We start from the raw sequence: 25,692 nt of genomic DNA, 5'->3' as shown, positions 1-25,692 counted from the left end.
CTCCGTGCCGCGGCCCCGGCCGGGCGGCGCGGCACGGGCCGTCCGGAATCCATCGTTCCATGGCCGCGCACCCATGGCCGCGGCCAGCGACGTAGATTGGATGTCCACGTCGCTGGAGCACCGGACCCTCCCCATGAGCACCCTGTTCGACCGCCATGACCTCGCCGGCCTGGCGCTGCGCAATCGCATCGTCATGGCCCCCATGACCCGTTCCCGCGCGGTGACCACCGTGCCCGACGCACTGACCGCGACCTACTACGCGCAGCGTGCCGGGGCCGGGCTGATCGTCACCGAGGGCGCGCAGGTCTCGGAGCAGGGGCGCGGCTACCTGTTCACGCCGGGCCTGCATTCGAAGGCCCAGGTCGCCGGCTGGAAGGACGTCACCGCGGCGGTGCACGCCGAAGGCGGCGCGATCTTCGCGCAGATCTGGCATGTGGGTCGGCTGTCGCACACCTCGCTGCAGCCCGGCGAGCGCGCGCCGGTGGGGCCGGTCGCCAGGGCCGCGGCCGGCGTGCAGGCCTTCGCCTTCCGCGAGGACGGCACGCCCGGCCAGATGCCGGTGAGCGTGCCCCGTGCGCTGGCGGCCGCCGAGCTGCCGGGTATCACCGCGGACTTCGTCGAGGCCGCGCGCAACGCGATCGAGGCCGGCTTCGACGGTGTCGAGATCCATGGGGCCAACGGCTACCTGTTCGAGCAGTTCGTCAACGGCGGGCTCAATACGCGCGACGATGCCTATGGCGGTGCCGAAATCGCCAACAGGCTGCGCTTCGTGCTCGAAACCGTCGATGCCGTGGCGGCGGCGATCGGCAGCGCCCGCGTCGGCATCCGGCTGTCGCCGTTCAACCGCATCTTCGACATGCCCGCCTTCGAAGGCGAGGCCGAGACCTGGCTTGCGCTGGCGCAGGCGCTGTCCACGCGCGGACTGGCCTATGTGCACATCAGCAACCGCGGGGCGATCGTGGACACGGTAGGCGAGGACTTCCTGCGTGCGTTCCGGAACGCGTACGGCGGCACGCTGGTGCTGGCCGGGAACTACACGCGCGACAGCGCCGAGGCCGACCTGGAGGCCGGCCTTGCCGACCTCGTCGCCTTCGGTCGTCCGTTCATCGCCAATCCCGACCTGGTGGAGCGCCTGCGCAACGACTGGCCGCTGGCCGAGGGCGACAGCGCCACGTTCTACGGCGGCGGAGCGGCCGGCTACGTCGACTACCCGGCGTATCGCGCGTAGGCCGAGGCCGAGCCGGCCTGAGACCCGCGGAACGCGCCACGGTCCCGCCGCAGCTGCCATAGTCCTGCCGTGCAATCCCCCCGGGCCGGAGACCACCATGATCGAGCTCGTCATCCCGCAGCGCAGCCGTGACCTTGGCGCCTTCGAGGTCGGCCGCGTGCTGCCGTTCGCGAAGCGCCGCATGGTCGGTCCCTACATCTTCTTCGACCGCATGGGGCCCAAGGACCTCGCGCCCGGGTTGCCGCCCGAGGCCGACGTGCGCCCGCATCCGCACATCGGCCTGTCGACGATCACCTACCTGTTCGACGGCGAGATCATGCACCGCGACAGCGTCGGCTCCGAACAGCCGATCCATCCGGGCGAGGTCAACTGGATGACCGCCGGCCGCGGCATCACCCACTCCGAGCGCTTCGAGCGCCTGCGCCGCGAGGGCGGGCCGATCGACGGCGTGCAGCTGTGGGCGGCGCTGCCCGACGAACGCGAGGAGATGGATCCCGGGTTCTGGCACTACGGCAGCGATGCCTTGCCGGTGTTCGATGGCGACGGCGTCGTCGGCCGCCTGATCGCCGGGCGGCTGGCGGGCGTGGTGTCCCCGGTGAAGGTGGATTCACCGCAGTTCTACGTGCACTGGCAGCTGCGCGCGGGTGCGCGCGCCTCGCTGCCGCCCGAGTACAGCGAGCGCGCGGTCTACGTCGTCAGCGGCGAAGTGGAGGTGGCCGGCCAGCGCATCGAGGCCGGCAGCATGGCGGTGCTGAAGCCGGGCAGCGCGGTGACGGTGGCCGCGGTCAGCGACGCGGTGGTCATGGCCCTGGGCGGCGAGCCGGTGGGGCCGCGCTGGATCGACTGGAACTTCGTGTCGTCGTCGAAGGAGCGCATCGACCAGGCACGCGCCGACTGGGCGGCGGGGCGGATGAAGCTGCCCGACCTCGACAGCGAGGAATTCATACCGCTGCCGCCGAGGATCGGGCGCATCGTCGAACCCGAGCCGATGTCCTGAGTGGAGGCTTTGCGGCCTTGTCGCCAGTGCGTTGGCAAGGGTTGCCGCAAGCCTGCGGGAGACGGCGTCAGGGCGCGGGCTTGAACGTCACCCTGGTGGAAACGGCAACGTCGTTCGGGATGATCGACACATCGCCCCAGTCACCGGCGCCGACGCCGAAGTCCAGGCGCTTCACCGTGGCCTTGCCCTGCAGCACGGGACGCTCGCCCGGCGTCCAGGTGATGGCCAGCGACACCGGCTTCTTCACGCCGCGCAGTTCCAGCGTGCCGTCGGCGACGTATTGGTCGCCACCGGCGCTGCGGAAGCCGCTGGCGGTGTAGCGGGCGGTGGCGAACTTCGCGACGTTGAAGAACTCGGCGGTCTTCAGTGTGCCGTCGCGGTCGCCGTTCTTCGTGTCGGCGCTGGCGAGCGGGATGGTGACGTCGAGCTTCGCGTCCTGCGGCGCCGCTGGGTCGAAGCTCAGCGTGGCCTGGAAGTCGGGGAACAGGCCGACGAAGGTTTCGCCCTGGTACTCGCTGGCGAAGCTCAGCGCGCCCGAGGCCTGGACGTAGTCGGCGGCGGTGGCGGGAGCCGCGAAGACGGCGAGGGTGCCGGCCAGGGCCAGCGGAAGGATGCGGTTGCGGATCGTCATGTCAGTTCTCCGGAGTGGTGGCGGGCGTATCGGCGCGGCGCCACGAGGGCAGCATGCGGCGCAGGGTGTCGTCGCCCTGGAAGAGGTGGTGGTAGAAGGCGGCGCCGGCGTGGGCCAGCACCAGCAGGAGCAGCAGCCAGAAGCCGTATTCGTGCACCTGGATGGCGGTCGCGGACAGGTCCTCGCTGCGGCCGGCGATCGCCGGCAGGTTGAACTGCTTGAACCACTGCAGCGGGTAGCCCGAGGCCGAGTTGAACACCCAGCCGCTGATCGGGATCGCGAACATCAGCACGTACAGCATCCAGTGCGTGATCGAGGCGATGCGCTCCTGCCAGCCCGGCGTGCCCGGCACCGGCTTTGGCGCGCCGGCGAACAGCCGCCACAGCAGGCGCAGCGACACCAGCCCCAGCAGCGTCAGGCCCAGCGACTTGTGCAGGGCATAGGCGTTGATCTTGGCCGGCGTGGGCGGCATGTCGACCATGGTCAGGCCGAGCCAGGCCAGCCAGCCGAGCAGCAGCACGATGGCCCAGTGCAGCAGCATGCTGACGGCGCCCCAGCGGTGGATGGAATTGCGGATCTGCATGGCGTGGCTCCGTGTCGTCGAATGCGTCTTTATTGCAGGCGCGGCAGGTCGAACACGAGGATCTCCGCGCCCTCGCCGCGCTCAATCTCCACCTGCGGCTCGTCGGCATACAGCAGGGCGTCGCCGGCGGACAGGGCGTGGCCGTTGACCACGGCCTTGCCGCGCGCCATGTGCACATAGGCGAGGCGGCCGGGCGCGATGTCCAGTACGGCGCGCTCGTCGGCGTCGAACAGTCCCGCGTACATGCGCGCATCCTGGTGCATGCGTACCGATCCGTCGGCGCCGTCGGGGCTGGCGACCAGGCGCAGGCGGCCGCGCTTGCCGGCCTCCGAGTAGGCCTTCTGCTCGTAGCCGGGCGTCACGCCCTGGCGGTCCGGGATGATCCAGATCTGCAGGAAGTGCGTCGTGCGGTCGGCCTCGTGGTTGTATTCGGAGTGGGTCACGCCGGTCCCGGCGCTCATGCGCTGGACTTCGCCCGGCACGATGCTGGCGGCGTTGCCCATCGAGTCCTCGTGCGCGAGGCTGCCGTCGAGCACGTAGCTGATGATCTCCATGTCGCGGTGGCTGTGGGCGCCGAAGCCCTGGCCGGCCGCGACGCGGTCCTCGTTGATGACGCGCAGCGGACCCCAGTGCACGTGGCGCGGGTCGTGGTAGCCGGCGAAGGAAAAGCTGTGCCAGGAGTCGAGCCAGCCGTGGTTGGCATGGCCGCGTTCGCTGGCGGGGCGCAGGGTGATCATGGTGGCTTGCTCCTGGTTCCGGGCGGCGGTGCCGCGTTGGAGCCCAGTTTGATCGTGTTATATTCGGCGATAAACCGCTCAGAGAATGCCTTATTGTTTCATTGATGAAACAATGGCGCCAGGTGTCCAGCCATAGTGCCATGCACGCCTTGAATCCATCATTGTTCTGTGATTGTGATCATTTGTTCCAATTTGAAGTGCTGAAACTCAAATTCAGAACGATATGCTGTGCGTCACCGGTCGGCGGCGTCGCCTCCGCCGGCCCATCGCATCCACCCGCCATCGCACATTCCGGAACACCGACATGACCATCAACCGCCTGTCCCGCGGCGTCCTCGCCGCCACTCTCCTCGCCGCCTCGGCCTATGCCTTCGCCGCGCCCGTCACCTACACCATGGACCCGGCGCATACCGACGTCGTGGCCCAGTGGAGCCACTTCGGCTTCTCCAACCCGATCGCGCACTTCGGCCAGGTCGAAGGCACGATCACCTATGACCCGGACAACGTCGCCGCCTCGAAGGTCGAGGTCGTGATGCCGCTGGCCGGCCTGTCCTCGCACGTCAAGGCCTTCGACGAGCACCTGCGCAGCGCCGATTTCTTCGACGCGGAGAAGTTCCCGCAGGCCACCTTCAGGAGCACCGCGGTGGAAGCCGCCGGCGAGGGCAAGCTGAAGATCACCGGCGACCTGACCATCAAGGACATCACGAAGCCCGTCGTGCTGGATGCCACCATCAACAAGGTCGGCACCAATCCGATGACCCAGCAGCCGGCGGCCGGCTTCGACGCCGTGGCCACCATCAAGCGCACCGACTTCGGCCTGGGCATGTACGCCCCGAACGTCAGCGACGAGGTGGAACTGCGCATCACGACCGAGGCTTCGGTGCCGAAGCAGGGCGAGTAAGGGTTCGCGCAGGACGCAAGCGCGCCCTTCCCACGTCAGCATCGCCAGGGCCGCCGCATCGCGAGGTGCGGCGGCCTTTTCGTGCCTACCGGTGAGCGGCGTCGAACTGCGAGGGATCCCGCGCGCTGCCGCGCAGGGCGAGTTCGACCGCGGCCAGGCCGTCGCGTTCCAGGTCGATCTCCTCCGGATCCACCAGATGCATGCGCAGGGCGCCGCCGATGATGAAGTGCAGGGTGCGCGCGCAGCTCTCCGCGCTCATGTCTTCGCGCAGCTGGCCCAGGGCCTCGGCGCGGCGGAAGGCGGCCTTGATGCGCGACAGGGTCTGGTGCATGCCGGTCTTGCGCAGCGTGGCCAGGGTGTCGTCGGACGCCGGGATCTCGCAGCGCAACTCCAGCACCTCGAGCGTGGCGCGGACCCGCGGCGTGTGCACCAGGTCGGCGAACGCCTGCCGCATCGTTTCGCGCAGGTCGAGCAGCGGCGTCCTGCCGTCCGGGCGCGAGACGCGGTCCAGGCCGTGGAAGAACGGCAGGCTGACGCGGTTGATCATCGCCTCCAGCACTTCGGCCTTGTTCTTGAAGTGCCAGTAGACCGCCCCGCGGGTCACGCCGGCGCGCGCCGCGATGGCCTCCAGGCTGGTGCCGGACAGCCCCTTCTCGCGGAAACACTCCTCGGCCGCGTCGAGGATGCCCTCGCGCGTGGCCTGTGCGTCTTCCTTGGTCCTGCGTGCCATTAACGCCTCCTGACCCGACAACACTGTACGCGCGTTGACTGACATACATTCATGTATGTATATTACATCGTCTTACCTGAAACGCCCAGCACCAACGCCGCCTGCGCGGAGTTCCGGTCGCTGGGCGTGCCGTTTTCGAATCCCCACAAGGCCTCCCCCCATGACCACGACCCTCCGCCGTGCCCGCCCGATGTTCGCTCTCCTCGCCGCAGCGGTACTCGCGGCCTGCGGCGGCGGCGAGCAGGGCGGGGAGCCCCCGAAGCCCACCGTCACCGTCGCCACCCTTCAGACCCGCCCGGTGACCATCACCCGCGAACTGCCGGGCCGCACCAATGCCTGGCTGGTGGCCGAGGTCCGGCCGCAGGTCAGCGGCATCGTGTCCAGGCGGCTGTTCACCGAGGGCGGCATGGTCAAGGCCGGCGAGCCGCTGTACCAGATCGACGACGCCAGCTACCGCGCCGCCGCCAACAGCGCCCGCGCCCAGCTCAAGCGCGCGGAAGCCACGCTGGTGGCCGCGCGCCTGACCGCGAAGCGCACCGCCGACCTGGTCGAGGTCAACGCTGTCAGCAAGCAGGACCACGACAACGCCACCGCCGCGCTGGGCCAGGCCGAGGCCGACGTCGCCGCCGCGCGCGCCGCGCTCGACGCCGCCAACGTGACCCTGGGCTACGCCCGCATCACCTCGCCGATCAGCGGCCGTATCGGCAAGTCCAGCGTCACCCAGGGCGCGCTGGTCACCGCCAACCAGGGCGCCGCGCTGGCCACCGTGCAGCAGCTGGATCCGATCCACGTCGACCTGACCCAGTCCAGCACCGAGCTGCTGGACCTGCGGCGCGCGTTCGCCGACGGCCGCCTGGAGAGCACCGAGGGCATGCCGGTGACGATCCTGATGGAGGACGGCAGCGCCTTCACCCATCCCGGCAGCCTCAAGTTCTCCGAAGTGGCCGTGGATCCCAGCACCGGCAGCTTCTCGCTGCGCGTCGAGGTGCCCAATCCCGACCACGTGCTGATGCCCGGCATGTACGTGCGCGCGAAGCTCGGCGCCGGCGTGCGCCAGGACGCGCTGCTGGTACCGCAGCAGGGCGTGGCCCGTGATCCCAAGGGCAACACCTCGGCCATGGTGGTCAACGCCGAGGGCGTGGTCGAGCAGCGCCCGGTGGTGGTCAGCCAGACCATCGGCGACCAGTGGCTGGTCGAGTCCGGACTGGCCGCGGGCGACCGCGTGGTGGTCGAGGGCCTGCAGAAGATCGCGCCGGGCGCGGCGGTGGAGGTGACCGCAGAGGCGCCGGCGCCGCGCCTGCCGGCCGCCGCGGGCGCCAGCCCGGGGGCCGCTGCGAGCGCTGCTTCCGCGGACAACGCAGCGGATGCAGCGGATGCAGCCGATGCGGCGGACCCCGCCGTCAATGACGCGGCCGACGCCGCCACCGCGCCCGCTCCGGCCGCGCAGGAGTAACGGAGACCCCCATGGCACGTTTCTTCATTGACCGGCCCATCTTCGCGTGGGTCATCGCGATCATCATCATGCTCGCCGGCGCGCTGTCGATCACCAGCCTGCCGGTCTCGATGTATCCCACCGTGGCACCGCCCAGCATCGAGATCAGCGCCACCTATCCCGGTGCGTCGGCCAAGGTGGTCGAGGACTCGGTGACCCAGATCATCGAGCAGAACATGAAGGGCCTCGACGGCCTGATGTACTTCTCCTCGCAGTCGTCCTCCAACGGCATGGCGAGCATCACCGTGACCTTCGAGACCGGCACCGACCCCGACATCGCCCAGGTGCAGGTGCAGAACAAGCTGCAGCTGGCGATGCCGCTGCTGCCGCAGGAGGTCCAGCGGCAGGGCGTGAACGTGAGCAAGTCGACGTCGAGCTTCCTGCAGGTGATCGGCTTCGTGTCCGAAGACGGCAGCATGGACAAGACCGACATCGCCGACTACGTCGGTGCCAACATCGTCGACCCGCTCAGTCGCGTTCCGGGCGTCGGCACCATCCAGGTGTTCGGTGGCAAGTACGCCATGCGCATCTGGCTGGACCCGAACAAGCTGCACACCTACCAGCTGTCGATCCCCGAGGTCACCGCCGCGATCCAGGCGCAGAATGCCCAGGTCGCCATCGGCTCGCTCGGCGGTGCGCCGGCCATCGACGGCCAGCAGATCAACGCCACCATCAACGCGCAGGACCGGCTGCAGACGCCGGAGCAGTTCCGCGACATCATCGTGCGCAGCAATCCGGATGGCTCGGCGCTGCGCCTGGGCGGCATCGCGCGCGTCGACATGGGCACCGAGAGCTACGAGTTCGACTCCCGCTACAACGGCCGGCAGGCCACCGGCGTCGCGATCTCCCTGTCCACCGGCGCCAACGCGCTCGATACCGCCGAGGGCGTGAAGCAGGCACTGGCCGAGCTCGAGCCGTACTTCCCGCCGGGCATCAAGGTGGTCGTGCCGTTCGACACCACGCCCTTCGTGCAGGTGTCGATCAAGGGCGTGGTCAAGACCCTGCTCGAGGCCATCGTGCTGGTGTTCCTGGTGATGTACCTGTTCCTGCAGAACTTCCGCGCCACCCTGATCCCGACGATCGCGGTGCCGGTGGTGCTGCTGGGCACCTTCGGCGTGCTCGCAGCCCTCGGCTTCTCGGTGAACATGCTGACCATGTTCGCGATGGTGCTGGCGATCGGCCTGCTGGTCGACGACGCCATCGTGGTGGTGGAGAACGTCGAGCGCATCATGAGCGAGGAGGGGCTGTCGCCGCTCGAGGCCACGCGCAAGTCGATGGACCAGATCACCGGCGCCCTGGTCGGCATCGGCGTGGTGCTGTCGGCGGTGTTCGTGCCGATGGCCTTCATGTCCGGCTCGACCGGCGTGATCTACCGGCAGTTCACCGTGACGATCGTTTCGGCGATGGCGCTGTCGGTGCTGGTCGCCATCGTGCTGACCCCGGCACTGTGCGCGACCATGCTCAAGCCGCTGAAGAAGGGCGAGCACCACGACAGCGGCAGCGGGCGCTTCGCGCGCTTCTTCGGCTGGTTCAACCGCGGCTTCGAGAAGACCAGCGGCAAGTACCAGCGCGGCGTGCGCGGCATCCTCGGCCGCCCGTGGCGCTTCATGGCCGTGTTCGCGGCGCTGGCGCTGGTCATGGGCCTGCTGTTCGCCCGCCTGCCCAGCGCCTTCCTGCCCAACGAGGACCAGGGCGTGCTGATGGCCATGATCCAGACGCCGGTCGGCGCCACCCAGGAGCGCACGCTGGAGTCGATCGCGGCGCTGGAGAAGCATTTCCTCGAGAACGAGAAGGACGCGGTCGAGTCGGTGTTCGCGGTGCAGGGCTTCAGCTTCGCGGGCATGGGCCAGAACACCGGCATCGCCTTCATCAAGCTCAAGGACTGGAGCGAACGTACCGATCCGGAGCTGAGCGCGGAAGCGGTGGCCGGCCGCGGCATGGGCGCGATGAGCCAGATCAAGGACGCCTTCATCTTCGTGTTCGCGCCCCCGGCCATGCCCGAACTCGGCATCGCCAGCGGCTACTCGTTCTATCTCCAGGACAACGGTGGCCAGGGCCATGACGCCCTGATCGCGGCACGCAACCAGCTGCTCGGCATGGCCGGGGAAAGCCCCATGCTCGCCAACGTGCGCCCCAATGGCCAGGAGGACACGCCGCAGCTGCGCATCGACGTGGACGTGGCCAGGGCGGGCGCGCTCGGTCTGTCGCAGGACATGATCAATGCCACGCTCGCGGCGGCCTGGGGCGGCCAGTACATCGACGACTTCATCGACCGCGGGCGCGTCAAGCGCGTCTACATCCAGGCCGACGCGCCGTTCCGCATGACCCCGGAGGATTTCAACCTGTGGTCGGTGAAGAACAGCGCCGGCGAGATGGTGCCGTTCAGCGCCTTCGGCAGCTCGCACTGGGACTATGGCTCGCCGCGCCTGGAGCGCTACGACGGCACGCCGTCGGTGGAGATCCAGGGCGAGGCGGCGCCGGGGGTGTCGTCCGGCGAGGCCATGGACGAGATCGAGCGCCTGGCCGAACAGCTGCCGCCGGGCTTCGGCATCGAATGGACGGCCGTCTCCTACCAGGAGCGCGAGTCCGGTTCGCAGACGCCGCTGCTGTACACGCTGTCGCTGCTGATCATCTTCCTGTGCCTGGCGGCGCTGTACGAAAGCTGGACGGTGCCGACCGCAGTGCTGCTGGTCGCGCCGCTGGGCATCCTCGGCGCCGTGCTGGCCAACACCCTGATGGGCATGGACCGCGACGTCTACTTCCAGGTCGCCATGCTCACCACGGTGGGCCTGACCAGCAAGAACGCGATCCTGATCGTGGAGTTCGCCAAGGCCAATCTGGAAAGCGGCATGGAGCTGATCGAAGCCACCATGCAGGCCGTCCGCGACCGTCTGCGCCCGATCATCATGACCTCGCTGGCCTTCGGCCTGGGCGTGCTGCCGCTGGCGCTGGCCAGCGGTGCAGGTTCCGGCGCGCAGCGCGCGATCGGTACCGGCGTGGTCGGCGGCATGGTGGTGGGCACGCTGCTGGGCGTGTTCTTCATCCCGCTGTTCTTCGTGGTGATCCAGAAGCTCCTCGGTGGGAAGGCCAAGGCCGGGGCGGGCGAACCGTCCGCGAACAAGGGAGCCATCGAGCATGAATAAGCACGCACGCCTCGCGCTGGCCCTGGCGGCGGTCCTCGCCGCCAGCGGCTGCGCCACCCTGGTGCCGGCCACGCCCGAAGCGCAGGCCGGGATCCCCGCCACCTGGCCGATGCCCGAGGTGACGCCCGTCGCGGGCGCGGCGAGTGCCGACAACGGCGCCCTTCCGGTGGCCGACATCGGCTGGCGCGACTTCTTCGCCGACCCGCGGCTGGAGCAGGTGGTCGCGCTGGCGCTGCACAACAACCGCGACCTGCGCGTGGCCATCCTCAACGTCGAGCGCGCGCGGGCGCAGTACCGCATCCAGCGCGCCGACCGGCTGCCTTCGCTGGGCGCGTCGGTGGAGATGGAGCGCGTGGGCGGCGACATCCCGGTCAGCGAGACCTACACCGCCGGCGTCGGCCTGGCCGCGTTCGAACTCGACCTGTTCGGCCGCGTGCGCAACCTCGGCGAGGCGGCGCTGCAGCAGTACCTGGCGACGGAGGAGGCGCAGCGTTCGGCGCAGCTGTCGCTGGTGGCCGAGGTCGCCAACGCCTGGCTGACGCTGGCCGCCGACCAGGAGCAGCTGCGGCTGTCTCAGCAGGCGCTGGGCACCTACGAAGAGACGCTGGAGCTGACCGGCAGGCGCTACGAGCTGGGCGCGACCTCCGCGCTCGAGGTCGAGCAGGTGCGCACCCAGGTCGCCACCGCGCGCACCGACGTCGAGCGGCTCAAGGGCCAGGTCGCGCGCGACCGCAACGCGCTCGACCTGCTGGCGGGTACGCCACTCGACGCCTCGCTGCTGCCGACCGCGGACGCCAGCGTCGCGCCGGTCACCGGCATCGCCGCGGTGCCGGCCGGCCTGGATTCCGGGGTGCTGCTGAGGCGGCCGGACGTGATCGCCGCCGAGCACCGGCTGCTGGCGGCCAGTGCCAACATCGGCGCGGCGCGCGCGGCGTTCTTCCCCTCGATCAGCCTGACCGGCAGCCTCGGCTCGGCCAGCGACGATCTTTCCGGCCTGTTCGACAGCGGCACCAGGGTCTGGAGCTTCATCCCGCGCATCAACCTGCCGATCTTCCAGGGTGGGCGCCTGCGCGCGGGCCTGGGCATGGCCACCGCCGACCGCGACATCGCGCTGGCGCAGTACGAGCAGGCGATCCAGTCCGGCTTCCGCGAGGTCGCCGACGCCCTGGTGCAGTCGGAGTCGCTGGCGAAGCAGGTGGCCGCGCAGCAGGAGCTGGTCGATGCCGCCACCCGGGCCGAGTCCCTGGCCACGGCGCGCTACGAGGCCGGCGTCGACAGCCATCTGGTGCAGCTGGATGCGCAGCGCATGCTCTACAGCGCGCAGCAGGCGCTGGTCGCCACGCGCCTGGCCGAGCAGGCCAACCGGGTCACGCTGTACCGCGTGCTGGGCGGCGGCTGGCTGGAGGAGAGCGCCGCGCCGCAGTCCCCCGGCCCGGAACTGTAGGAGCAGCTACAGCTGCGACCGCTTCGTGGTCGGAACGCCTGGCGTCGTGGTCGCAGCCATAGCTGCTCCTACGGTGCTGGCGCCGGCGATTGCAGCGGCGTCAGGCTGTGGGAGCGTGGCGGTCGTCGCCGTCGTCCGCGGGCGGCGGCAGGCCGAGGTCGCTGGGCTGCGGTGGCGTGGCGGTGGCTTCGGCGTGCGCCTCGTGCGCGCATCGCAGGTCGTGCTGCAGCACGTCCGGCCGCTTCACCATCGCCTTGAAGCGCGGCTCCAGCGCGTCCACCCGCGCCTGCGCGCCGCGCAGGTCGGCGAACACCGCCCGCCGCACCGCCGGCGCGGCGTCCGCCGGCAGCGACAGGTAGTCGGCCACCTTCGCGCGCAGCGCCGACACCGCCACTTTCGCCTTGCCCTTCGGGCTCGTCAGCGAGGCCACCACCGTCACCAGCAGGATAGCCACGATCACCACCAGCGAGGTCCAGGTGCTGATCTCGATCACCGGCACCGGCTCGCCGTCGTTGATGAAGGGCAGGTTGTTCTCGTGCAGTGCGTGCAGCACCAGCTTGATGCCGATGAACCCGAGCACCGCCGCCAGGCCGATCGACAGGTAGACCAGGCGCTCCAGCAGGCCGCCGACCAGGAAGTACAGCTGGCGCAGGCCCAGCAGCGAGAACGCCGTGGCGGTGAACACGATGAACACGTTCTGGGTCAGGCCGAAGATCGCCGGGATCGAATCGAAGGCGAACAGGATGTCGGTGCCGCCGATCGCCAGCATCACCAGCAGCATCGGCGTGAGCGCGCGCTTGCCCTGCCAGGTGGTGAACAGCCTGTCGCCGTCGTAGTGCGGGCTGGCATGGAACACGCGGCGCACCAGGCGCACCACGACGTTGGGCCTGTCGCCGTCGTGGCCGTCCGGCGCCAGCAGGTTGCCCGCGGTCACCAGCAGCGCCAGGCCGAACAGGTAGAACACCCAGGAAAAGCGCTCGATCAGCGCCGCGCCCAGCAGGATGAACACCGTGCGCGCGATGAGCGCGAAGGTGATGCCGAACAGCAGCACCTTTTGCTGGTCCTCGCGAGGCACCCTGAAGCTCGACATGATCACCAGGAACACGAAGACGTTGTCGATCGACAGCGCCTTTTCGGTGATGTAGCCCGAGAAGTACTCCGCGCCCATGTCGGCGCCGCCCCAGGTCCAGACCGCCACGCCGAACAGCAGCGCGATGCCGACGTACAGCGCCGACCAGACCGCGGCCTCGCGCAGGCCGGGGGCGTGCGCCTTGCGGACGTGGAAGAAGTAGTCGAAGGCGAGCAGGCCGACGATCAGCGCGATCGTGGCTTCCCAGACGAGGGGCGTGGTGGTCGGCATCAAGGTCCCGGCGGGAACGGCAGGGCAGGATCGCATGCGGGCCGTCGCGCCCGCGTCGTGCCCCCACGGCAGCGCCGGGATCGTTAGCCTTGCGTGAAGACTGCGCGGGCCTGCGCGCTATATTCCGCCGCTTTCCCCGCTCCCCGGGTTCCCCCTTGCAACGAAGAGAACTCCTGCTGGCAGGCCTGTCGCTGCCGGTCGCGGCGGCGCTGCCCGCTGTTCGCGCGGCGACTCCGTCCACGGCCGCCGGCGCTGCGACCGCGTTCGATGCGGACACCGTCCCTGCGCTGGCCAGGGCCCTGGCGGCGGCGCCGTGGGCTCCACCTTCGCGCGAGCTCCCGGCGGCGCTCACCGGCCTCGGCTACGACCGCTACCGCGACTACCGCTACCGCGCCGAGCGTGCGCTCTGGGCCGGCGAGGGGCGCGGCTTCGAGGCGCAGTTCTTCCATCGCGGCTACATGTTCCTCGACCGCGTGGACATGCACGTGGTCGAGGCCGGCCGCAGCCGGCCTTTCCACTATGCGCGCGAGCTGTTCCGCTTCGACCACGGCGTGCCCGCGCCGCCGGCGGGGCGCGACATCGGCTTCGCCGGCTTCCGGCTGCACGGCGAGGTGCACCAGGCAGGCACGCTGGACGAGATCGCGGCGTTCCTGGGCGCGAGCTATTTCCGCGCGGTCGCCCGCGGCCTGGGCTACGGCCTGTCGGCGCGCGGCCTGGCCCTGGGCAGCGGCGATCCGGGGCCGGAGGAATTCCCGGTGTTCCGGGCGTTCTGGCTGGAGACGCCGGCGCCCGGCGCCCGCCAGGCGGTGGTGCATGCGCTGCTGGATTCGCCCAGCGTGGCCGGGGCGTTCCGCTTCGCGGTCACGCCCGGCGTCGACACGGTGTTCGACGTCGACGCGCGCCTGTATCCGCGGGTGGAGCTGGCCCACGCCGGCATCGCGCCGCTGACCAGCATGTTCGAGTTCGACGCCGGCGACCGCGCGGGCATCGACGATCCGCGCCCGGCGGTGCACGACTCCGACGGACTGGCGCTGCTGGCCGGCAGTGGCGAGCAGGCCTGGCGGCCGCTGCGCAATCCGCGCCACGTCGAGCACAGCGGCTTCCAGGACCGTGATCCGAAGGGCTTCGGCCTGATGCAGCGCAAGCGCCGCTTCGAGGACTACCAGGATCCCGAGGCCGGCTACGAGAAGCGCCCGGGCTGCTGGGTCGAGCCGCTCGACGCCTGGGGCGAGGGCGAAGTGCACCTGGTGGAGATCCCGACCGCGAACGAGTACGCCGACAACATCGTCGCCTTCTGGCGGCCGCGCGCGCCGCTGGCGCCGGGCCGCGAACACCGCTGGCGCTACCGGCTGCACTGGTCGGCCGGCCACGACTGGAATCCCGCGCTGGCGCGCGTCGCGTCCACGCGCAGCGGCGCGCTGGACGGCGCGCAGGGCCGGCAGTACCTGGTCGACTTCAGCGGCGGCGCGCTGCCAGGCGGCGACGCCGCGGTGCGCGTGCAGGCGGCGGCGAACGCGGGCGAACTCCGCAACGCCACCGCCTACCGCATTCCGGGCACCGACCACTGGCGCGTCGGCTTCGAGCTGCTGCCGGGCGACGCCGCCGCGGTGGAGATGCGGCTGTGGCTGGAGGGCGACGCGGGGCGCCTGTCCGAGACCTGGCTGTCGCGGTGGACGCCGTGACCGCGGTGCCTGCCGACGGCCACCTCCGGCCGGCGCTGCCGCTCTTGCCGCCGGAGTCGCCGCTGGCGATGCCGGTGCAGGCGCTCGACCGCGGCCGGATCGCCAACCCGCCGCGCCCGACCACGCCGCCGAACATGGCCTGGCGCCGCTTCGGCGTCATCGGCGGCGTCGTGCTGCTGACCCTGGTCGCGACCTACCAGATGTGGTGGCTGCTGCGCGGCGACGGCATCGACGTGCTCGAGGGCGTGCTGCTGCTGCTGTTCGTGGCGCTGTTCGCGTGGATCGTGCAGGCCTTCGTCGGCGCGATCGCCGGCTTCGTGCTGCTGCTGCAGCGGCGGCCGCTGCGCATGGGCATGCACGCCGAAGGCCCGCTGCCCGCGGTGTCCACGCCGACCGCGCTGCTGGTGCCGGTCTACAACGAGGATCCCGTGCGCGTGCTGGCCGGTGTGCAGGCGATGCACGAGGCGCTGGCGGCGACCGGCCAGCTCGGGCGCTTCGACTTCTTCGTGCTCAGCGACACGCGGCGTCCGGAGCTGCAGGCCGTCGAACGCGAGGAGGTCGCGGCGCTGCTTGGGCGCCTGGGTCCGGGCGCGCGCGTGCACTACCGCCTGCGCGAGGACAACGTCGAGCGCAAGGCCGGCAACATCGCCGACTGGGTGCGGCGCTGGGGCGGCGCCTGGCCGCAGTTCCTGATCCTCGATGCCGACAGCGTGATGTCCGGCGAGACCCTGGTGCGCCTGGCCGCGGCGATGGAGCGCCACGACGACGTCGCGCTGATCCAGACCCTGCCGGTGATCGTCAACGGCAACACCCTGTTCGCGCGCATGCAGCAGTTCGCCGGCCGCGTGTACGGGCCGGTGATCGCCTACGGCGTGGCCTGGTGGCACGGCGCGGAGAGCAACTACTGGGGCCACAACGCCATGATCCGCACGCGCGCCTTCGCCGAATGCGCCGGGCTGCCGGAACTGCGCGGGGTGAAGCCCTTCGCGGGCACGGTGCTCAGCCATGACTTCGTCGAGGCCGCGCTGATGCGCCGCGGCGGCTGGGCGCTGCACATGATCCCCGGGCTGGGCGGCAGCTACGAGGAGGGCCCGCCCTCGCTCACCGACATGCTGGTGCGCGACCGCCGCTGGTGCCAGGGCAACCTGCAGCACGGCGCGGTGCTGCCCGGGCGCGGCCTGCACTGGGTGAGCCGCTGGCACCTCATGATCGGCATCGGCCACTACTTCACCGCGCCGATGTGGGCGATGCTGATGATCGTCGGCGTGTCGATCCCGCTGCTGCACGCGGGCTTTGGCTGGGGCCAGTTCTCGCTGGAGGGTTTCACGCCGACCGCGTACTGGCGCGAGCAGGACGGCGACCGCTTCATCGCCGTGTTCGTGGTGACGATGTCCATGCTGCTCTTGCCCAAGCTGATGGGCTGGCTGGCCACGGTCGTGGACCCGGACATGCGCCGTGGCTGCGGAGGCGCGGGCCGAGCTTTCCTCGGCATGCTGCTGGAAACCCTGCTGGCCGCGCTGATGGCGCCGGTGACCATGTGGGTGCAATCACGCGGCGTGGCCGAGGTGCTGGCCGGCAAGGATTCCGGATGGGAGTCGCAGCGCCGCGACGACGGCAGCCTGCCGCTGCGCGAACTGCTGCGGCTCTACGGCGGGCTCACCCTGGCCGGCGCGATGGCCGGCGCGGCGGCGTGGATGGTGTCGCCGGCGCTGCTGGCGTGGATGTCGCCGGTGGTGCTGGGCCTGCTGCTGGCGATCCCGATCGTGGCGCTGGGCGCATCGCGCGCGGCGGGCGAGTGGCTGCGGCGCCGCCGCATCTTCCTGACGCCCGAAGAGTCGGCGCCGCCGCCGGTGCTGGTGCGTGCCGGCGAGCTGCGCGCCGGACCGGCGGCCGCGGCGCTGGCCGATGCCGAAAGCTGACGCGGAACCGAAGCCATAGCGTCATCGGCCACGTCCAGAATCCGCCCCCGAAGCCACAGGGGGCTGGACAATGAGGCGATACACCATGGCCGCGGCGCTTGCCACGGTCCTGCTTGCAAGCGCGTGCCAGCCGGACGCGCCGCCGGCGTCGGGAGCGGTGCGCGACGATGCGGCCGCTGTCGACGGCGCCGGCACGGACGCGGCTCAGGGCCATGCGCAGGGGCCGGATTCGCGCGAGTCCGTCGCGCAGCTCGACCAGGCGGCCGCGCGTGCGCTGCGCGAGGGCCGGCTGTATGCGCCGGAGGGCGACAGCGCGATCGAGCACTGGCTGCAGGCGCGGCGCCTCGACCCGGCGAACGCCGCGGTCAACGCGGCCATCGTCGGGCTCCAGCCCTACCTGCTGATCGGCTGCGAGCAGGCGATCGCGCGGCATGATTTCGCCGAGGCGCACCGGCTGCACGCGCTGGTGGCCGCGAGCGACCCGGCCGCGCCCGCGCTGCCGCGCCTGGCCGCGGCGATCGCCAGCGCCGAAGCCGAATCCGGTCGCGCCGAGGCCACGCGCCTGGCCGCGGAGGAAGCGCAGCGCCAGCGCGACGAGGCCGAAGCGCGGGCGGAAGAGATGGCACGCACGGCGACCGCGCGCGTGGCGGCGGCGCAGGCCGCATCGTCCGCCGCACAGCCGTCATCGCCGCCGCCCTCGCAGCCGTCGCCTCCGCCGTCGACTCCCGTCGCCGCGCAGGCGTCCGCGGCGGACGCGCAGTCGCCGCAGACCCCGGCTTCGCCCGTGCCGCGCCTGTTGCACCAGCCGCCGCCGCGCTATCCCTCGCTGGCGCTCAGCCGGAAGATGGAAGGTTCGGTGCAGGTCGCCTTCACCATCCTCGCCGACGGCGCCGTCGGTGATACGCGTGTGATCGGCGCCGACCCGCCCGGTGTGTTCGACCGCTCCGCGCTGGCGGCGGTGGGCGGCTATCGGTTCGAGCCGCCCGGCCGCTCCATGCCGTCGGTGGTCACGGTGCGCTTCAGCCTCGGCGGGTAGCCCGAATGCCAGGGGCGTGCCATGCATAATGGCGCGCCCGGTCCACGAGGTTGCCATGCTGCTGGAATGCATCGAGCGCGAGACGGGTCCCGATCCGTCCTGGAGCATCGTCTGGCTGCATGGCCTGGGCGCCGACGGCCACGACTTCGTGCCGATCGTCCCCGAACTGCTGCGCCGCGGCTGGCCGGCGTTGCGCTTCGTGTTTCCGCATGCGCCGGTGCGGCCGGTGACGATCAACAACGGCGTGCCGATGCGCGCCTGGTACGACATCGTCGACATCGACCTGGCCAACCGCGCCGACGAGTCCGGCGTCAGCCAGTCGGTGGAGCAGGTCGAAGCCCTGGTCGCGCGCGAAGTGGAGCGCGGCGTGCCGCGCTCGCGGATCATCCTCGCCGGCTTCTCGCAGGGCGGCGCGGTCACGCTGGCGGCCGGCCTGCGCAGCGCCGATCCGCTGGGCGGCCTCGTCGCGCTGTCGACCTACGTCCCCTCGGCGCCGAAGGCGCGCGCGGCGCTGGCGGCGGGTGCCGAGCGGCAGCCGATGTTCATGGCCCACGGCAGCCAGGACCCCGTGGTCCCGTTCCAGGCCGGCCAGCAGAGCGCCGCGCTGCTGCGCGAGCTCGGCTTCGAGGTCGAGTGGCATGCCTACCCGATGCCGCACTCGGTCTGCGCCGAGGAGATCCGCGACCTCGGCGACTGGCTGGCGAAGCGCTTCGACGCGGGTTGAGCGATGGGCGAACGGCGCGCCGACGAGCCCTGGCTGCCGGATCTCTGCCGGCTGCCGCGGCTGGCGGCGATGCTCGGCATCGCCCAGCTGGTGGTCGTCGTCGTGGTGCTGGTGCCGGATGCCGGCACGCACTGGGACCTGCCGCGCGTGCTGTCGACCAGCGGCTTCGCGCTGTGGATGGCGCTCTCGGTGTCGGTGCTGCTGTGCGTGTCGCGCCGCGCCCTGTCGCGGCTGCCGCAGCGCACCGGCGCGCTGCTCGCGGTGGCGCTGGCCGCGATGGTGGCGGTGGTGGTGGCGGCCATCGTGCACTCGCTGTTCGCGAGCGTGGGCGATGCCGGCGAGTGGCCGTCGGCCATGCGCTTCGTGACCGGGTCGGCCGGCGTGGTCACGCTGATCACCGCGCTGGCCCTGCGCTACTTCTACGTCATCGACCGCTGGCAGGCGCAGCTGGCCGCGCACGCGCGCGCCGAGGCCGATGCGCTGCAGGCGCGGATCCGCCCGCACTTCCTGTTCAACAGCATGAACATGATCGCCAGCCTGCTGCGCCGGGATCCGGACGTGGCCGAGCGCGCGGTGTTGGACCTGTCGGACCTGTTCCGCGCCGCGCTCGGCGCGGGCGAGGACGACTCCTCGCTCGCCGAGGAAGTGCGGCTGTCCGAGCACTACCTGGGCATCGAGCAGCTGCGCCTGGGCGAGCGCCTGCGCGTGCAGTGGCGCCGCCACGAGCCGCTGCCCTGGGACCTGCCGATGCCGCGGCTGGTGCTGCAGCCGCTGCTGGAGAACGCGGTGCTGCACGGCATTTCGCGGCTGCCGGAGGGCGGCACCGTCGAGATCGTCCTCGAGGCCGATGCCGAAATCCTGCGGCTCCGCGTGCGCAATCCATCGCTTCCGCCCGGGGCACCCGATGCCCCCGGCGTGCACGGCGCGGGCCATGCCCAGCGCAGCATCGCCCATCGCCTCGGCTACGCCTTCGGCCCGCGCGCGCGCATGGCCTGCGGCTGGGACGCGGGCTACTATCTGTGCGAGCTCGAGCTGCCGCTGGGGAGCGGGAGGAGGACCGGATGAAGGTGGTCATCGCCGACGACGAGCCGCTGGCACGCGAGCGCCTGCGCAGCCTGCTGGCCGTGCATCCCGACATCGACGTGGTGGCCGAGGCCGGCGACGGCCGCGGCGCGCTGCAGGCCTGCGCCGAGCACGAGCCCGACCTGGTGCTGCTCGACATCGCCATGCCCGGCATCGACGGCCTCGAGGCCGCGCGCCACCTGGCGGCCTTCGAGCCGCGCCCGGCGGTGGTGTTCTGCACCGCCTACGACGCCCACGCGCTGTCCGCGTTCGAAGCCGCGGCCGTCGACTACCTGGTCAAGCCGGTGCGCCCCGAGCGCCTGCAGGCCGCGCTCGACCGCGTGCGCACCTTCACCGCCGGCCTCGAACGCGGCCGCGCGGAGGGAGGCGACGGCAAGCGCCGCACCCACCTGTGCGCGCGCCTGCGCGGCAGCCTGCGCCTGATTCCGATCGAGGACATCCACTACCTCCAGGCCGAGGAGAAGTACGTGGTGGTGCACCACGCCCGCGGCGAGGACCTGATCGAGGAGTCGCTGAAGTCGCTGGAGGAGGAGTTCGGCGACCGCTTCCTGCGCATCCACCGCAACTGCCTGGTGGCCCGGCACGAGCTGGTGGAGCTGCGCCGCGATCCCGAGGGCCACGTGCACGCGATCCTGCGCCACGGGCGGGAGCCGCTCGAGGTCAGCCGGCGCTGCGTGGCGCCGCTGCGCGAGGTGCTGCGGCAGTTTTGAGCGCGGGTCGGGGATAATCCCCCCATGAGCATCCTCCGCATCGCCACCCGCAAGAGCCCGCTCGCCCTCTGGCAGAGCGAACACGTCGCCGACCTGCTGCGCGCGGCGCATCCAGGCCTGGCGGTCGAACTGGTGCCCATGTCCACGCGCGGCGACGAGGTGCTGGACCGCTCGCTGTCGGCGATCGGCGGCAAGGGCCTGTTCCTGAAGGAGCTGGAGCTGGCGATGCTGCGCGGCGAGGCCGACTGCGCGGTGCATTCGCTCAAGGACGTGCCGATGGAGGTGGATGCGCCGTTCGCGCTGCCGGCGTTCCTCGAACGCGCCGACCACGCCGACGCCTTCATCAGCAACCAGTTCGCCAGCTTCGAGGCGCTGCCGCCGGGCGCCTGCGTCGGCACCTCGTCGCTGCGGCGCCAGGCGCAGCTGCGCGCGCTGCGGCCGGACCTGGAGATCCGCGACCTGCGCGGCAACGTCAACACGCGCCTGGCGAAGCTCGATGCCGGCGAGTACGACGCGATCATCCTTGCCTGCGCGGGCCTGCAGCGGCTCGGGCTCGACGCCCGCATCCGTGCGCGGCTGGACGCGCCAGCCTGGCTGCCGGCGCCGGCGCAGGGCGTGATCGCGATCGAATGCCGCGGCGACGATGCCGCGGTGATGGACCTGTGCCGCGCGCTCGACCACGCACCCACGCGCACCAGCGCGGGCGCGGAGCGCGCGCTGAACCTCGCGCTGCACGGCAGCTGCCACGTGCCGGTGGCGGCGTTCGCGCGGCTGGACGGCGATGTGCTGTACCTGCAGGGGCTGGTGGGGTCGGCGAGCGATGGCCGCGCGGTGCGGGCCGAGGCCGTTGGCCCGGCGTCGGCGCCGGACGTCCTCGGCCGCGAGGTTGCGGCAAAGCTGCTGGCCGCCGGTGCGGGCGAATTCCTCCCCGATCCCGGCACCCTGTAGGAGCGGCTACAGCCGCGACCGCACTCGCGGGAACGTGTCGCGGCTATAGCCGCTCCTACAGCCGTTCTTACAGTCGCTCCTGCAGCAGGCTAGAAGCGGTAGCGCAGGTTGAGCGAACTTTCGGTGTCCGTCGCACCGCTGCCGCCGTTGCCGGCGCTGTCGTGGCGCAGCTCGAAGTTCGACTGCAGCGTCCACTGCGGCAGCAGCTCGAGGTCCAGGCCGATCACCTGGCGGGTCGTGGTGTTGAACTTCCCGGTCTCGACCAGGAGGTTCTGGGTCAGCAACGCGCGGTCGGCGATATTCTGGCGCAGCTCCAGCCGACCGCGGGCGATCGGGCCTTCCATCGCCGTGCCGTAGTCGGCGTAGGGCTGCAGGCGGTAGCCGGTGCCGAACTCGAAGCGCACGCTGGTATCGGGCGTGCGTACCGCCTCATAGCCAAAGCCCGCGGTGAAGCGCGAGTGGCTGCCATGGGTGACGCGCCAGTCGCGGCGCGAGGCCGGCGAATACAGCGGATAGCGGCGCGTCGCGAGCACCGGCATGCGGATCCTCGCCAGCGGATCGACGCTGCCCGGCGCCTTGGCCCGCTCGATGCGGGTGAACCGGTTCGGCGCCTGCCAGGCGGCGTCTTCGCAGGCGAGCCGGTAGCAGGGGCGGCGCAGGTCGACCCGGCCCGCCGCCAGCGCGACCGCCGCCGGCTCGCCGGGGGAGTCCGGCAAGGGCGCGATGAACACGGGCGGTGCGGCAAGGGCCAGCCAGAGGGCCACAAGCATGGCGTCGGGCTCCGGTGTAAACGGTTACACCGGCATTATCCGCGCCCGGCGCGACCGTTCCAAGGCGGCGCGGTGGTCCGGTTCAGGAACCGGCCGCGCGCCCGCTCACGGCAGTTCCCGGTGGCGGAGCCGGCCGCTGCCGAACAGCACCAGGCCGATCGACACCACCAGTCCCAGCGCGGCCCGCCAGCGCGGCGAAGGCGGTTCGAAGGCGCCCAGCGGAGTCGGCGCCGCCATGATCGACGGATCGACCAGCGCCCACGCGCAGGCGATCGCGCCGGCGCAGCCGCCCACGACCATCAATACGCCGACGAGCCGGTGCAGCGCCTTCATGCGTGGAAGGGGAAATGGCGCGGGATCAGCACGATGGCCAGCACGATGAAGATGAGGTTGAGCGGCAGCCCCACCTTCACGAAGTCGCGGAAGCGGTAGCCGCCCGCGGCATAGACCATGGTGTTGGTCTGGTAGCTGATCGGCGTGGCGAAGCTGGTCGATGCCGAGAAGGCCACCGCCACCAGGAAGGGCTTGCTGTCCAGGCCCAGCGACTCCGCGGTGGCAATCGCGATCGGGACCACCAGCGCGGCCGAGGCGTTGTTGCTCATGATCTCGGTCAGGAGCGACGTCATGACGTAGATCACCGCCAACGTCGCCACCGGCCCCAGGCCGCCGACCAGGCCGATCGAGACGTCCGCGATCAGCGCCGCGGCGCCGCTGTTCTGCAGCGCGATGCCGAGCGGCAGCACGCCGGCCAGCAGCAGCACCACGCGCCAGTCGATCGCGGCGTAGGCCTCCTCGGGCTTGAGCACGCGCAGCAGCAGCAGCATGCAGCAGCCGATGATCGCCGCGGCCACGATGCTCATCAGGCCGGCGCCGGCCACGGCCACCACCGCCGTCAGGATTCCCAGTGCCAGCAGCGAGCGGCGGATCGAGGTGCGCGTCTGTTCGCGTTCGCCCATGACCACCAGCCCGGGGTCGGCGCGCATCAGGTCGAGCGCACTTTCCGGCGCGTCCAGCAGCAGCACGTCGCCCACGGCGAGCGGCACCTGGTCGAGCGGCTGCCGGATCGACAGGCGGTGGCGGTGCAGGCCCTGCACGCGGGCGCGGTAGACGTGGGCGAAGCGGACATCGGCCAGCGACAGCCCGACCAGGTGCGAGCCCGGCGCGACCATGGCTTCGGCGTACACGCGGCCGTCCTCGACGTCGTCCTCCAGGTCGGTGGCGACGTTGTCGTGGGCGAGCCTGAGCTTGCGGCGCGCCGCCTCGATGTCGGGCCAGCTGCCACGCACCAGCAGGCGGTCGCCAGCCTCGATGTCGGTGCCGCGCGGGGAGGGCAGCACGCTGCGCGCGCGGATGATCTCCAGCAGGACCACGTCGCCGATGTCATGCGGCAGCAGCTCGGCGCCGCGCTTGCCGATGGCGCCCGACCTGTCGGGCACCAGGAGTTCGACCACGTAGCGCCCGGCGTGGCCGCTGTCGGCCCGCTGCGGCACGCCGAGGTCGGGCAGCAGGAAGCGCCGCGCGAACATCAGGTACAGCGTGCCGGCGACCACGAAGACGAGGCCCAGCCGGCTGAACTCGAAGATGGTGAAGCCTTCGTGCCCGGCCTGCCGCGCCATCGAATCGACCAGCAGGTTGGTGGAGGTGCCGATCAGGGTGCAGACGCCGCCGAACTGCGCCGCGTACGACAGCGGGATCAGGAACTTCGACGGCGGCAGGTTGTTGGCCACCGCCGCGGCGATGATCAGCGGCAGGAACACCGCCACTGCGGCGGTGTTGTTGATGAAGGCCGAGACCGCCGCGGTCAGCAGCATCATCACCAGCGCCAGCAGCCAGCCCCAGCGGATGCGCGCGATGGCTTCGCCCAGCCGGTTGAGTGAACCGCTGTGCTGGAGGCCCGCGCTGAGCACGAACATCGCGGCCACGGTCACCGTGGCCGGGCTGCTGAAGCCCGACAGCGCTTCTTCGGTGCTGACCAGACGCAGGGTGAGCAGCGCGGCCAGCGTCAGCATCGCCACCACTTCGGGCGGCATCTTCTCGCTGACGAACAGCGCCACGGCGCCGGCGAGCACGAGGAAAGTAAGCAGCATGTCTGGGGTCATGGGCGATGCGCAGCGTAGCGCAGCCGCCGCGGCGGATGTGGATGCGCCGCGCGCGCCGATGGGATACTGGCCGCTTTCCGGCCCTGCCTGGGGATCACGTGTCCAGTCCAGTTCCTTCCCGGTTCGACGTCGTCGTCATCGGCGGTGGCGCGAGCGGCGCGCTCGTCGCCGCCCATCTCGTGGACGGCGCTGCGCCCCCGTCGGTGGCCCTGGTCGAGGCGGCGCCGGTGGTCGGGGAGGGCGTGGCCTACGCCACGCGCCGCGCGGAGCACCTGCTCAACGTGCGCGCCGCCGGCATGAGCGCGTTCGACGACAGCCCCGGCGACTTCGTCCGCTTCCTGCGGACCCTGCCGGAGCATGCCGGCGAGGATCCTGCAGTGCTCGGCCAGCGCTTCATGCCGCGCAGGGTCTATGCCCGCTACCTCGCCGCGATCCTGGACGCCGCGCCGCCGCCGTTGCAGCGGATTGCCGATACAGCGGTGGACGTGGCGCCGGTCGCGGACGGCTTCGAAGTCGAACTGGCGTTGGGCGCGCGCCTGCAGGCGAGGGCGGTGGTGCTGGCGGTGGGCAACCGCGCGGCGCGGCTGCCGCTTGATCCCGCGGCCGCCGCAGCGGTCGCGCCGGTCGACGCCTGGGACTATCCGGCGGTCGCCGCGATCGCGCCCGAGGCCGACGTCTGCATCCTCGGCGCCGGCCTGAGCATGGTCGACGTGGTCCTGACCCTGCGCGCCAACGGCCATCGCGGGCGCATCGTCTCGCTGTCGCGGCGCGGCCTGGTACCGCTTCCGCACGCGGCGCCGGCCCCTGCGGCGGCAATCGACATCGACCGGCTGCGGGCGATGGACCTCGGTGCGCGGACCCGCGCGGTGCGCGCGCTGGCCGCCAGCGAAGTCGCGGCGGGCCGGCCCTGGCAGGGGGCGCTGGATGCGCTGCGGCCGCACGGGCAGGCGCTGTGGACCAGCCTCGACGCGCGCGCGCAGGCGCGGTTCCTGCGCCATCTGGTGCGGCACTGGGACGTGCATCGCCACCGCATCGCGCCGGAGGTCGCGGCCCAGCTGGACGCCGCCATGGCGGCCGGGCAGCTCGAGCGGCTGGCGGGCCACCTGGTGTCGATCGAGCCCGGCGCGCGGAACGCGATCGCCTGGCGGCCGCGCGGCGGCGACGCCGTGCGGCGCTTCGAGGCCGACGTCGTGGTCAACGCCCTGGGCATGGACAAGCGGATCGACGGCGGCAGCGGCCTGCCCGCCCGGCTGTGCGCGCGCGGGCTGCTGCGGCCCGGTCCGCACCGCATGGGTGCGGCCACGGTCGGCGAGGGCGTGCCGCTGGATGCCGGCGGCGTCCCCGTGCCCGGCCTGTGGACGCTCGGCACGCTGCGCATCGGCGACCTCTGGGAGACCATCGCGATGCCGGAACTGCGCGGCCAGGCGCGGCGCGTGGCCGGCGCCGTGCGCGCCCATCTGGGGCCATAATCCGGC

Annotated in this window: 22 protein-coding genes; 14 read left to right on the top strand and 8 right to left on the bottom strand. The window is 71.5% G+C overall.

The genetic code is table 11. The features are described from left to right. Window positions 1–133: 133 nt before the first annotated feature. Together H9645_RS09270 and H9645_RS09265 are read left to right on the top strand one after the other, a co-directional pair. On the top strand, window positions 134–1,228 hold the full coding sequence (locus tag H9645_RS09270) for an alkene reductase (protein ID WP_191729415.1): 1,095 nt from the start codon (window positions 134–136) through the stop codon (window positions 1,226–1,228). 97 nt (window positions 1,229–1,325) lie between these two features. Beyond that, window positions 1,326–2,225 carry a pirin family protein gene (locus H9645_RS09265; protein ID WP_191729414.1) on the top strand — a complete coding sequence of 300 codons (900 nt, stop codon included), beginning with the start codon at window positions 1,326–1,328 and terminating at the stop codon, window positions 2,223–2,225. A gap of 67 nt (window positions 2,226–2,292) precedes the next feature. Here the strand turns inward: H9645_RS09265 and H9645_RS09260 are convergent, their stop codons facing one another. The 3 genes from H9645_RS09260 to H9645_RS09250 are packed head-to-tail and all read right to left on the bottom strand — an operon-like array spanning window position 2,293 to window position 4,176. Further along, window positions 2,293–2,856 (bottom strand): YceI family protein, encoded by a 564-nt coding sequence (locus H9645_RS09260; protein WP_191729413.1) that lies wholly within the window; start codon window positions 2,854–2,856, stop codon window positions 2,293–2,295. 1 nt (window position 2,857) lies between these two features. Then, entirely contained in the window at window positions 2,858–3,439 is a 582-nt protein-coding gene (locus H9645_RS09255; RefSeq protein WP_191729412.1) for a cytochrome b, read from the bottom strand. Between the two features lie 29 nt (window positions 3,440–3,468). Then, on the bottom strand, window positions 3,469–4,176 hold the full coding sequence (locus H9645_RS09250; RefSeq protein WP_191729411.1) for a pirin family protein: 708 nt from the start codon (window positions 4,174–4,176) through the stop codon (window positions 3,469–3,471). 304 nt (window positions 4,177–4,480) lie between these two features. On the opposite strand from H9645_RS09250, the gene H9645_RS09245 reads away from it, so the two are divergent. Beyond that, window positions 4,481–5,077: a YceI family protein gene (locus tag H9645_RS09245; protein WP_425490226.1), complete on the top strand. Its 597-nt coding sequence runs from the start codon at window positions 4,481–4,483 to the stop codon at window positions 5,075–5,077. Between the two features lie 85 nt (window positions 5,078–5,162). On the opposite strand, the gene H9645_RS09240 is transcribed toward H9645_RS09245, so the two are convergent. Further along, window positions 5,163–5,807 (bottom strand): TetR family transcriptional regulator, encoded by a 645-nt coding sequence (locus tag H9645_RS09240; RefSeq protein ID WP_191729409.1) that lies wholly within the window; start codon window positions 5,805–5,807, stop codon window positions 5,163–5,165. Window positions 5,808–5,967: 160 nt separating this feature from the next. Between H9645_RS09240 and H9645_RS09235 the strand changes: the two genes are divergently transcribed. The 3 genes from H9645_RS09235 to H9645_RS09225 are packed head-to-tail and all read left to right on the top strand — an operon-like array spanning window position 5,968 to window position 11,886. Further along, window positions 5,968–7,260, top strand: coding sequence for an efflux RND transporter periplasmic adaptor subunit (locus H9645_RS09235; RefSeq protein ID WP_191729408.1), 1,293 nt, complete (start codon window positions 5,968–5,970; stop codon window positions 7,258–7,260). 11 nt (window positions 7,261–7,271) lie between these two features. Then, window positions 7,272–10,442 carry an efflux RND transporter permease subunit gene (locus tag H9645_RS09230; RefSeq protein ID WP_191729407.1) on the top strand — a complete coding sequence of 1,057 codons (3,171 nt, stop codon included), beginning with the start codon at window positions 7,272–7,274 and terminating at the stop codon, window positions 10,440–10,442. After that, window positions 10,435–11,886, top strand: coding sequence for an efflux transporter outer membrane subunit (locus tag H9645_RS09225; RefSeq protein ID WP_191729406.1), 1,452 nt, complete (start codon window positions 10,435–10,437; stop codon window positions 11,884–11,886). Before H9645_RS09230 ends, H9645_RS09225 begins: the two co-directional genes overlap by 8 nt. Window positions 11,887–11,986: 100 nt before the next feature. Here H9645_RS09225 and H9645_RS09220 read toward each other — a convergent pair whose 3' ends face one another. Beyond that, on the bottom strand, window positions 11,987–13,246 hold the full coding sequence (locus H9645_RS09220) for a TerC family protein (protein WP_191729405.1): 1,260 nt from the start codon (window positions 13,244–13,246) through the stop codon (window positions 11,987–11,989). 155 nt (window positions 13,247–13,401) lie between these two features. Between H9645_RS09220 and H9645_RS09215 the strand changes: the two genes are divergently transcribed. The 7 genes from H9645_RS09215 to hemC all read left to right on the top strand — a co-directional run bounded on the left by H9645_RS09215 (window position 13,402) and on the right by hemC (window position 21,348). Continuing rightward, complete coding sequence (locus H9645_RS09215; RefSeq protein WP_191729404.1) at window positions 13,402–14,928, top strand: OpgD/OpgG family glucan biosynthesis protein; 1,527 nt, start codon at window positions 13,402–13,404, stop codon at window positions 14,926–14,928. Continuing rightward, window positions 14,916–16,847 carry a glucans biosynthesis glucosyltransferase MdoH gene (mdoH, locus tag H9645_RS09210; protein ID WP_425490225.1) on the top strand — a complete coding sequence of 644 codons (1,932 nt, stop codon included), beginning with the start codon at window positions 14,916–14,918 and terminating at the stop codon, window positions 16,845–16,847. The genes H9645_RS09215 and mdoH overlap by 13 nt, the downstream gene beginning before the upstream one ends. Window positions 16,848–16,917: 70 nt before the next feature. Further along, window positions 16,918–17,883, top strand: coding sequence for an energy transducer TonB (locus H9645_RS09205; RefSeq protein ID WP_191729403.1), 966 nt, complete (start codon window positions 16,918–16,920; stop codon window positions 17,881–17,883). A gap of 55 nt (window positions 17,884–17,938) precedes the next feature. Then, window positions 17,939–18,607 carry an alpha/beta hydrolase gene (locus tag H9645_RS09200; RefSeq protein WP_191729402.1) on the top strand — a complete coding sequence of 223 codons (669 nt, stop codon included), beginning with the start codon at window positions 17,939–17,941 and terminating at the stop codon, window positions 18,605–18,607. 3 nt (window positions 18,608–18,610) lie between these two features. Then, window positions 18,611–19,672, top strand: a complete 1,062-nt coding sequence (locus H9645_RS09195) for a sensor histidine kinase (RefSeq protein WP_191729401.1) — start codon at window positions 18,611–18,613, stop codon at window positions 19,670–19,672. Then, the gene (locus H9645_RS09190; RefSeq protein ID WP_191729400.1) at window positions 19,669–20,400 is read left to right on the top strand and encodes a LytR/AlgR family response regulator transcription factor; all 732 of its coding nucleotides are present in this window, start codon (window positions 19,669–19,671) and stop codon (window positions 20,398–20,400) included. The genes H9645_RS09195 and H9645_RS09190 overlap by 4 nt, the downstream gene beginning before the upstream one ends. A 24-nt stretch (window positions 20,401–20,424) precedes the next feature. Further along, entirely contained in the window at window positions 20,425–21,348 is a 924-nt protein-coding gene (hemC, locus tag H9645_RS09185; RefSeq protein WP_191729399.1) for a hydroxymethylbilane synthase, read from the top strand. Window positions 21,349–21,437: 89 nt separating this feature from the next. Here the strand turns inward: hemC and H9645_RS09180 are convergent, their stop codons facing one another. From H9645_RS09180 to H9645_RS09170, 3 genes are all read right to left on the bottom strand, one after another. Then, window positions 21,438–22,118, bottom strand: coding sequence for a DUF481 domain-containing protein (locus H9645_RS09180; RefSeq protein WP_191729398.1), 681 nt, complete (start codon window positions 22,116–22,118; stop codon window positions 21,438–21,440). A gap of 105 nt (window positions 22,119–22,223) precedes the next feature. Then, complete coding sequence (locus tag H9645_RS09175; RefSeq protein WP_191729397.1) at window positions 22,224–22,451, bottom strand: hypothetical protein; 228 nt, start codon at window positions 22,449–22,451, stop codon at window positions 22,224–22,226. Next, window positions 22,448–24,217, bottom strand: coding sequence for an SLC13 family permease (locus H9645_RS09170; RefSeq protein ID WP_191729396.1), 1,770 nt, complete (start codon window positions 24,215–24,217; stop codon window positions 22,448–22,450). Before H9645_RS09170 ends, H9645_RS09175 begins: the two co-directional genes overlap by 4 nt. A 98-nt stretch (window positions 24,218–24,315) precedes the next feature. Between H9645_RS09170 and H9645_RS09165 the strand changes: the two genes are divergently transcribed. Beyond that, window positions 24,316–25,686 (top strand): FAD/NAD(P)-binding protein, encoded by a 1,371-nt coding sequence (locus tag H9645_RS09165; RefSeq protein ID WP_191729395.1) that lies wholly within the window; start codon window positions 24,316–24,318, stop codon window positions 25,684–25,686. Window positions 25,687–25,692: the final 6 nt, after the last annotated feature.

The sequence above is a fragment of the Luteimonas colneyensis genome (assembly GCF_014836665.1).
Taxonomy (GTDB): domain Bacteria; phylum Pseudomonadota; class Gammaproteobacteria; order Xanthomonadales; family Xanthomonadaceae; genus Luteimonas; species Luteimonas colneyensis.
This window is presented reverse-complemented; position numbering and strand designations above follow the sequence as displayed.